Source organism: Streptomyces sp. NPDC002926, from assembly GCF_053591755.1.
The window spans coordinates 45,559-53,494 of the sequence record NZ_JBSFUK010000033.1; the positions used below are offsets into that span (position 1 = coordinate 45,559).

7 protein-coding genes are annotated in these 7,936 nt (G+C 69.5%); 1 reads left to right on the forward strand and 6 read right to left on the reverse strand.

Annotated elements, in window-relative coordinates; translation table 11 throughout:
- Positions 1–43: 43 nt before the first annotated feature.
- From ACWDZ6_RS29550 to ACWDZ6_RS29575, 6 genes are all read right to left on the reverse strand, one after another.
- Entirely contained in the window at positions 44–967 is a 924-nt protein-coding gene (locus ACWDZ6_RS29550) for a PfkB family carbohydrate kinase (protein WP_451505277.1), read from the reverse strand.
- On the reverse strand, positions 964–1,956 hold the full coding sequence (locus tag ACWDZ6_RS29555; RefSeq protein ID WP_451505278.1) for a zinc-dependent alcohol dehydrogenase family protein: 993 nt from the start codon (positions 1,954–1,956) through the stop codon (positions 964–966). The genes ACWDZ6_RS29550 and ACWDZ6_RS29555 overlap by 4 nt, the downstream gene beginning before the upstream one ends.
- Positions 1,953–2,834: a carbohydrate ABC transporter permease gene (locus ACWDZ6_RS29560; protein WP_366732060.1), complete on the reverse strand. Its 882-nt coding sequence runs from the start codon at positions 2,832–2,834 to the stop codon at positions 1,953–1,955. The genes ACWDZ6_RS29555 and ACWDZ6_RS29560 overlap by 4 nt, the downstream gene beginning before the upstream one ends.
- Complete coding sequence (locus ACWDZ6_RS29565) at positions 2,831–3,778, reverse strand: carbohydrate ABC transporter permease (RefSeq protein WP_451505282.1); 948 nt, start codon at positions 3,776–3,778, stop codon at positions 2,831–2,833. Before ACWDZ6_RS29565 ends, ACWDZ6_RS29560 begins: the two co-directional genes overlap by 4 nt.
- A 23-nt stretch (positions 3,779–3,801) precedes the next feature.
- Positions 3,802–5,160, reverse strand: coding sequence for an ABC transporter substrate-binding protein (locus tag ACWDZ6_RS29570; protein ID WP_451505279.1), 1,359 nt, complete (start codon positions 5,158–5,160; stop codon positions 3,802–3,804).
- Between the two features lie 132 nt (positions 5,161–5,292).
- Positions 5,293–6,054, reverse strand: a complete 762-nt coding sequence (locus ACWDZ6_RS29575) for a DeoR/GlpR family DNA-binding transcription regulator (RefSeq protein ID WP_366732062.1) — start codon at positions 6,052–6,054, stop codon at positions 5,293–5,295.
- A gap of 377 nt (positions 6,055–6,431) precedes the next feature.
- Between ACWDZ6_RS29575 and gndA the strand changes: the two genes are divergently transcribed.
- Positions 6,432–7,874 carry an NADP-dependent phosphogluconate dehydrogenase gene (gene gndA / locus ACWDZ6_RS29580; protein ID WP_451505280.1) on the forward strand — a complete coding sequence of 481 codons (1,443 nt, stop codon included), beginning with the start codon at positions 6,432–6,434 and terminating at the stop codon, positions 7,872–7,874.
- The last annotated feature ends 62 nt before the right edge of the window (positions 7,875–7,936 follow it).

A 7,936-nucleotide genomic window follows, 5' to 3' on the forward strand; every position in this document is an offset into this window, starting at 1 on the left:
GCCGCACCGGATCCGGGGACGGGTCAGGTACGGGCAAGTGCGGTCAGACGTGGGCAGGCGCCGAAGGCTCCGTGCCGGTCTGCGTGACCACGGACGCCGCCACCTGTGAGGCGAAGGTCAGCATGTGCTCGGTCCGGCCCGGGGACAGCGCCCGCTCCCAGCCTCCCGCCGTGCCGAGCCAGGCGAGGACTCCCGCCATGAACGCGTCTCCGGCGCCGATGCTGTTGACCACGTCGACCGGGACGGCCGGTACGGACACGGGCGGGGCGCCGGGGGTATAGCCCGTACTGCCCCGGGCTCCCCGGGTCATGACGACGAGCCGTCCCTCCGCGGCCAGCCGCCGGCAGCTCTCGTCCGGATCCCTGTCCGGCCACATCCGCAGCAGATCCTCGTCGCTGGCCTTCACCACATGGGCCGACGCGCACAGGTCACGGAGCAGCCCGATGGCCCGGCACGGATCGATCGTGCGGTCCTCGCGCACATTGGGGTCCACCACCAGAAGCGAGTTCCGGGCGGCGGCCCGCGCCGTCGACGCGACGGCCCGGGCCGCCGGTTCGACGACGGCGGCCAGGCCTCCGACGTACACAGCCCCGAAGCGTCCGGCGTCGGCCGCCCGGTCCGGGAACCGGAACGTCGCCGTGTCATGGAGGTGGAAGTGGTAGCCGGTCCCCGTCTCCCCCGGATCGGCGACCGCCAGCGCCGTGGGGAGTTCGGAGCGTGCGCAGAGGCTGAGATCCACGCCGGCGCCCGCGAGCCGCCGCTCGATGCTCCGCGCGAAGCCGTCGCCGCCGAGCGCTCCGGCGAAGGCGACGGACGTGCCGAGGCGCGCGAGGCCGACCGCCACATTGGCCGGTGCGCCGCCGGGCTGCGCGCGCCTGGCCTCCGGCTCACTCGGCATGGGAACGAGATCGATGAGCGCCTCGCCCAGTACCAGGACTCCACCGGGTCCACCGGGTCCGCCGCTCACGGTTCCACCACGATCTTGCGGCCGATGCCCGCCTTGAACCGGTCGATGGCCTCGGGGTACTGCTCCAGCGGCAACCGGTCGCTGATGAAGACGGACGGGTCGAGCACCCCGGTCGCGAAGAGGGCGGCGGCCCGCTCATAACTGTGCAGCACCGCCATCGAGCCGGTGATGGTGATCTCCTGGTTGTAGATCCGGTACGGCTCGACCACCGCTGTCGTCGCATAGTCGGCGACCCCGAACTGCAGGAAGGTGCCTCCCTTCGCGACCCGTCCGAGGCCGTCCTGGATGGCGCCCGCATTGCCGGTCGCGTCGATGACGAAATCCCAGCCGCCCGGCTGCTCCAGCTCCTCGGCGCCCGCTGCCGCGCGGGAGCAGCCGAGCAGAGCGGCCGTCGCGAGGCGGTCCGGATTGATGTCGAGTATGTCCACGCCCGCGGCGCCCGTGCGCTTGGCGAGTTCCAGCATCATCAGGCCCATCGTCCCCGAGCCGTATATCAGCACGTTGGCGCCGAGGGTGCTGCTGTTCAGCACGTCGTATCCGCGCACCGCGCAGGACAGCGGCTCGATCAGCGCCGCGTCCTTGACGTCGATATGGCCGGGCAGCCGTACGCAGTTCGCGACGGGGGCGACGGCGAACTCCGCCGCACCACCCGGCACGGTGACGCCGATGGCGGCCCACCGGTCGCAGAGGTTGCCGCGTCCGGCCCGGCAGTACCGGCATTCGTGACAGTGCAGGGACGGGTCGACCGCGACCTTGTCGCCGACGGCCAGTTCGGTGACGTCGCTCCCGATACCCACGATCTCACCGGCGAACTCATGGCCGGGCAGGATCGGCAGTGTGGGCGCGAACTCGCCCTGCAGAATGTGCAGATCGGTGCCGCACAGTCCGCACGAGGCCACCGAGACGACGACCTCCCGCGGTCCCGGGGTGGGGTCGGGAACCGTCGTGACGGAGACCTTGCCGGGGGCTTCGACGATCGCTGCCCTCATTTAACAGCTCCAAGGGAAAGGCCCTGGACGAGCTTGTCCTGGGCGGCGTATCCGGCGGCGAGCACCGGCAGGGACACAACGACGGAGGCGGCACACAGCTGGGCCAGGAAGAGGCCCTGACTGGTGACGACTCCGGACAGATAGACCGGAGCGGTCTGGGCCACGACCCCGGTGAGCACCCGGGCGAAGAGCAGCTCGTTCCAGCTGAAGATGAAACAGATCAGTGCGGTGGCCGCGATTCCGGGACCGGCCACCGGCGCGACGATCCGGGTCAGCACAGTGGGCAGCCGGGCGCCGTCCACCTGGGCCGCCTCGATGATCGAGACCGGCACGTCCGCGAGGAAGGACTGCATCATCCACACCGCGATCGGCAGGTTCATCGAGGTGTAGAGGATGACGAGGAGCCAGATGTTGTCCAGCATCCCGGCGTTCTTCGCGAAGAGGTAGACGGGCAGCAGACCCGCGACGACCGGCAGCATCTTGGTGGACAGGAAGAAGAACATCACGTCCGTCCACTTGCGTACGCGCCGGATGGAGAGCGCGTACGCGGCCGGCAGCGCGAGAAGGAGCACCAGCACTGTGGAGAAGACCGAAGCCGAGAGGGAGTTGATCAGCGATGGCCAGGGGCTCGGACCTCCGTCGGCGCCGAAGAACTGCCGGTAGTTGTCGAGGGTGAGCGCCGCCGCGAGCGGGGGCGGGTTGGTGGCCGCGTCCGCCTCCGAGTGCAGGGAGGTGAGCAGCATCCACATGGCGGGCAGACAGAAGCCGAGTCCTGCCACCCATGCCACCAGGCCCAGTGCGGCGGAGCGTCGCCGGGCGCGGCGCGCGGCGGGCGGCAGCAGTTTCGGAGGAGCCGGAGTGGCTGTGGTCGCGGTCATGCGCGGTTCGCCTCCTCACGGAAGAGGGACGAGACGACCCGGAGAGCGAATGTCGCGATGATCATCGTGCCGATGACGACGACGACTCCCGCGGCGGACGCCAGCCCGTACTCGTGAGCGTTGTAGAAGGTCTGGTAGATCGTGTACGGAAGGTTGGCGGTGTCCAGCCCTCCGGCGGTGATGGTGAACACCGCGTCGAAGTTCTGCACGATGTACACCGAGCCCAGCAGCACGCCGAGCTCGAGGTACCGGCGCAGATGCGGCAGGGTCAGATAGCGGAAGGTCTGCCAGCTGCTCGCGCCGTCCAGGCGTGCGGCTTCCATCATCTCGGCGGGCCGGCTCTGCAGTCCGGCGAGCAGGATCAGCATCATGAACGGCGTCCACTGCCACACGAGCGCGGCTTCGACGGCGATGAGCGGCATCCCGGAAATCCAGTCCGGCTGCGGAGGGGACGTATCGCCGAACAGCTCACCGATCCAGGTCAGCGCCCCGTTGAGCAGTCCGTACTCCGGGTTGTAGAGCGCGTGCTTCCACAGCAGCGCCGCGGAGACGGGCACGATCAGGAAGGGCGTGATGAGCAGGGTGCGCACCATGCCGCGGCCGAAGAAGGAGCGGTCGAGGAGCAGGGCGAGCAGCAGCCCGAGCACCATGGTGGCGACGACGACACTCGCGGTGAGCAGGACGGTGGTGAAGACCGAGTCGCGCAGCTCCGGGTCGGTGACCACAGTGGTGTAGTTGGAGAATCCGGCGAAGTCGCGCTCGTCGGGGCTGAGCGAGTTCCAGTCGAAGAGCGAGATCACCAGCGTTGCCACGAACGGCAGTTGGGTGACCGCGATCAGGAAGACGAGGGCGGGCAGGAGCGGAGCCCGGGTGGCCCAGGCCCGCACTCCCCCCTTCCGCTCCTTCGGCTGCCGCGCCTGCTCCGAGCGGATCTGCGGGGACAGCGACCGGCTGGTGACGGATGTGCTCACTGGTACTCCTTGCCGACCTTCTCGGCCAGCTTCTGGGAGGCGGCCAGGGCCTGGTCGACGGACTGGCGGCCGGCGATGGCCGCACTGATCTCCTGCGAGACCTTGGTGCCGAGGTCGGTGAACTCGGGGATGCCGACGAACTGGATTCCGGCCGCGGGGCGGGGCTGGGTGCCGGGGTTCTCCGGGTTGGCGCTCGCGATGGCCTTCTCGGTGATGTCGGCGAACGCGCCCGCGGCCTTGCGGTACTCCGGGTTGGCGTAGGTGGAGGTGCGCTTGCCCGCGGGCACATTGGCCCAGCCGCTCTTCTCGCCGACCAGCGCCTCGTACTTCTTGCTGGATGCCCAGGAGATGAACTTCCAGGCGCTGTCGGCGTTCTTGGACGCCTTCTGCATGCCCCAGGCCCAGGTGTAGAGCCAGCCGGAGCTCCGGGTCTTGTCCACCGGCGCCGGTACGTATCCGATCTTGCCCTTGACCGGGGACCCGGCCGCCTCCAGGGAGCCGGCTCCGGCGGTGGCGTCGTACCACATCGCGGTCTTGCCCTGGGTCATGTTGTTGAGGCACTCGGCGTACCCGGACTGGGCCGCGCCCGCTTCGCCGTGCCCGCGTACCAGGTCGACATAGAACTGGGTGGCCTTCTTGAACTCCGGGGAGGTGAGCTGCGCCTGCCAGTCCTTGGTGAACCAGGTGCCGCCCATGGTGTTGACGACGGTGGTGAGCGGGGCGATGACCTCCCCCCAGCCGGGCAGCCCGCGCAGGCAGATGCCCTTCATGCCACTCTCTGCGCCGTCCGCCTTCGCAGCGAGATCGGCGACCTGCTGCCAGGTGGGCTGCGCCGGCATCGTCAGCCCCTTCCTGGCCAGGACGTCCTTGCGGTACATGAGGAAGGACGACTCGCCGTAGAACGGCTCGGCGTAGAGCTTGCCGTCCTGGGCGGTGAGCGATTCCCGCAGCGGCTTGAGGATGTCGTTCTGGTCGAACGCGGTGTCCTTCTTCGCGTACTCGTCGAGCTCGTGCAGCCAGCCGTTCTTGGCGTAGAACGGCACTTCGAAGTTGCTGATGGTGGCGACGTCGTACTGGCCCGCCTGGTTGGAGAAGTCCTGACTGATCTTGTCGCGGACGTCGTTCTCCGGGAGCACGGTGAAGTTGACCTTGATCCCGGTCTCCTTGGTGAAGTTGGCAGCGGTCAGCTTCTGCAGCTCGGCCATCTGCGGGTTGTTCACCATGAGTACGTTCACCGCCTCGCCCTCTCCGGAGGAGGAGGCGCCTGCTCCGCTGCACCCCGCGAGCAGAGCCATGGCGGCCGTGGCCGCCCCCGCACTCAGGCGGATTCCACGTGGTCGTCGCTGGAGGGGCATGATTTCTCCTGATCGGTCGTAGCGGCTCGGTGATCGGTGGTTCAGGGCATGACGGCCCTGCCCCCGGCCGGGTGGCCGGGGATCAATGCGCTTATGGGGTAAGGAAGTCGGGCGTCGGTGGGGCGTCGGGGTTCAGACGCGGATCATCTGAGGGCCCAGGAGGGAGTAGCGCTGCGCCTCGGCCGAGGGCAGGCCCGCGTCGGTGACGATGGCCTCGAAGTCCCCGACGTCGGCGAAGCGGCAGAAACTCACCGCGCCGAACTTCGTATGGATCCCGGCGAAGATCCGCCGGCGGGCGCTCCGCATGGCCTGTGCCTTGACCTCACTGACCGCGGGGTCGGGCGTGGTCAGTCCGTATTCACGGGAGATGCCGTTAGCGCCGATGTACGCCAGATCGATGACGAAGCCGGCGAGCATCCGGGTGGCCCAGTGGTCCACCGTGGCCATGGTGCCGCCGCGGACACGTCCGCCCAGCAGCAGCACGGACGTCTTCTCGGCGTCCGCCAGGACGGTCGCCACCGCCAGGGACGCGGTGACGACGGTAAGCGGCCGGTCCCGCGGCAGCGCTTCGGCGACGAGCTTCGGGGTGAAGCCCTCGTCGACGAAGACCGTCTCCGCGTCACCCAGCAGATCGGCGGCGGCCGCCGCGATCCGGGACTTCTGCGGCACATGACGGGTGGTACGAACGGCGAGCGTGGTCTCGAAGCCGGCGGACTCGACGGGGTAGGCCCCGCCGTGCGTGCGCCGGACCAGGCCGTGCTCCTCCAGGGCGTGCAGATCCCGCCTGATGGTCTCCTTGGCCACCCGGAACCGGCCGGCGAGCCGGTTGACGTCGACCGACCCGTCCCGCCGGGCCGTATCGAGAATGCCTCGTCGGCGTTCCTCGGTGTCCACGGCACACTTCCTTGCTTCTGCTGGTGCTGCGAGCCCGGCGTCCGTTCGGGCTCATGCGTCGTTTGTACAAGCAGGCACGGCCTCTCGACCAGGCTCTTCACAGGATCCGCTGTGCCCGTATCTGCCCGTTTCGGCGAAGCCGTCGGCGCTGGTCGGGCCCCATCGGGCCGTCATCGCGGTGGATGGCGCTGCCCGCTTCCCGCCCTGGCGGCGTCCGAACCCTGCCCGCGGGCGGACACTTGGGCCCCGGCGCGACGCGGGCGGCCCGGAATGCGGAACAATCCGAAGGGCTTGAGGATCAATGAATGGCTGACTCCGTCCATACGTATGCGTAGAGGCGGAGATGGATTTTCCGACGGACATCCAGGAGCACACGTATGAGTGGTACAGCCCAGATCGGCGTCACGGGGCTCGCGGTGATGGGCCGCAATCTCGCCCGTAACTTCGCCCGCAACGGCTTCACGGTGGCCGCGCACAACCGGACAGCGGCGAAAACACGGGCGCTGGTCGAGGAGTTCGGCCATGAGGGCACTTTCGTGCCCGCGGAGTCGGCCGAGGATTTCGTCGCGGCCCTGGAGCGCCCACGCCGCCTGATCATCATGGTCAAGGCGGGCGATCCGACCGACGCCGTGATCCAGGAGTTCGCGCCTCTGCTGGAGGAGGGCGACGTCATCATCGACGGCGGCAACGCCCACTTCGCCGACACCCGGCGCCGCGAGAAGGAACTGCGGGAGCGCGGCATCCACTTCGTCGGCGCGGGCATCTCGGGCGGCGAGGAGGGCGCGCTGCACGGGCCGAGCATCATGCCGGGCGGCTCCCCCGAGTCGTACGCTTCCCTCGCCCCGCTGCTGGAGAAGATCGCCGCGAAGGCTCCCGACGGCACACCGACCGTCGCGCACATCGGCCCGGACGGCGCCGGCCACTTCGTGAAGATGGTGCACAACGGCATCGAGTACGCCGATATGCAGCTGATCGCCGAGGCGTACCACCTGCTGCGCGCGGTCGCGGGCTACTCCCCCGCGCAGATCGCCGAGACCTTCCGCACCTGGAACACGGGGCGGCTGGACTCGTATCTGATCGAGATCACGGCCGAGGTGCTCGCCCACACGGACGCTGCGACCGGAAAGCCCTTTGTCGACATCGTCGCCGACCAGGCGGAGCAGAAGGGCACGGGCCGCTGGACCGTCCAGATCGCGCTCGATCTGGGTGTGCCGGTCTCCGGTATCGCGGAGGCGGTCTTCGCCCGCTCGCTGTCGGGCCACGCGGAGCTGCGCAACGCCTCGCGCACCCTGCCGGGCCCGACGGCCGAGCCGCTGAGCGAGGCCGAGGCCGCACGCTTCGCCGACCAGGTCGAGCAGGCGCTGTACGCGTCCAAGATCGTGTCGTACACCCAGGGCTTCCACCAGATCCAGGCGGGCGGCGAGGAGTACGACTGGAACATCGACCTCGGCTCGGTCGCCGCGATCTGGCGGGCCGGCTGCATCATCCGGGCGGCGTTCCTGGACCGGATCCGCAGCGCATATGACGCGCAACGTGATCTGCCCAGCCTGCTCTCGGACAAGCAGTTCGCCGAGGAGATCGGCGCGGCGCAGGACGACTGGCGCGGAGTGATCGCGTCAGCCGCCCGGCAGGGCGTCCCGACGCCGGGCTTCTCGGCGGCCCTCGCGTACTACGACGCCCTGCGTGCCGAGCGGCTGCCCGCGGCGCTCACCCAGGGCCAGCGCGACTTCTTCGGCGCGCACACCTACCGGCGGACCGATCGGGAGGGTTCGTTCCACACCCTCTGGGGCGGTGACCGCTCGGAGGTGCGCACCGACTGAATCCGCGTCCACGGCGGGCGGGCCACCGGCGGGCGGGTCAGCCCGCCGCCGGTGGCCCGCGG

Bases quoted from the DNA above. Each gene is read 5' to 3' on its own strand.
- gndA (WP_451505280.1), top strand. From the start codon at position 6,432: ATGAGTGGTACAGCCCAGATCGGCGTCACGGGGCTCGCGGTGATGGGC.
- ACWDZ6_RS29560 (WP_366732060.1), bottom strand. From the start codon at position 2,834: ATGACCGCGACCACAGCCACTCCGGCTCCTCCGAAACTGCTGCCGCCC.
- ACWDZ6_RS29555 (WP_451505278.1), bottom strand. From the start codon at position 1,956: ATGAGGGCAGCGATCGTCGAAGCCCCCGGCAAGGTCTCCGTCACGACG.
- ACWDZ6_RS29570 (WP_451505279.1), bottom strand. From the start codon at position 5,160: ATGCCCCTCCAGCGACGACCACGTGGAATCCGCCTGAGTGCGGGGGCG.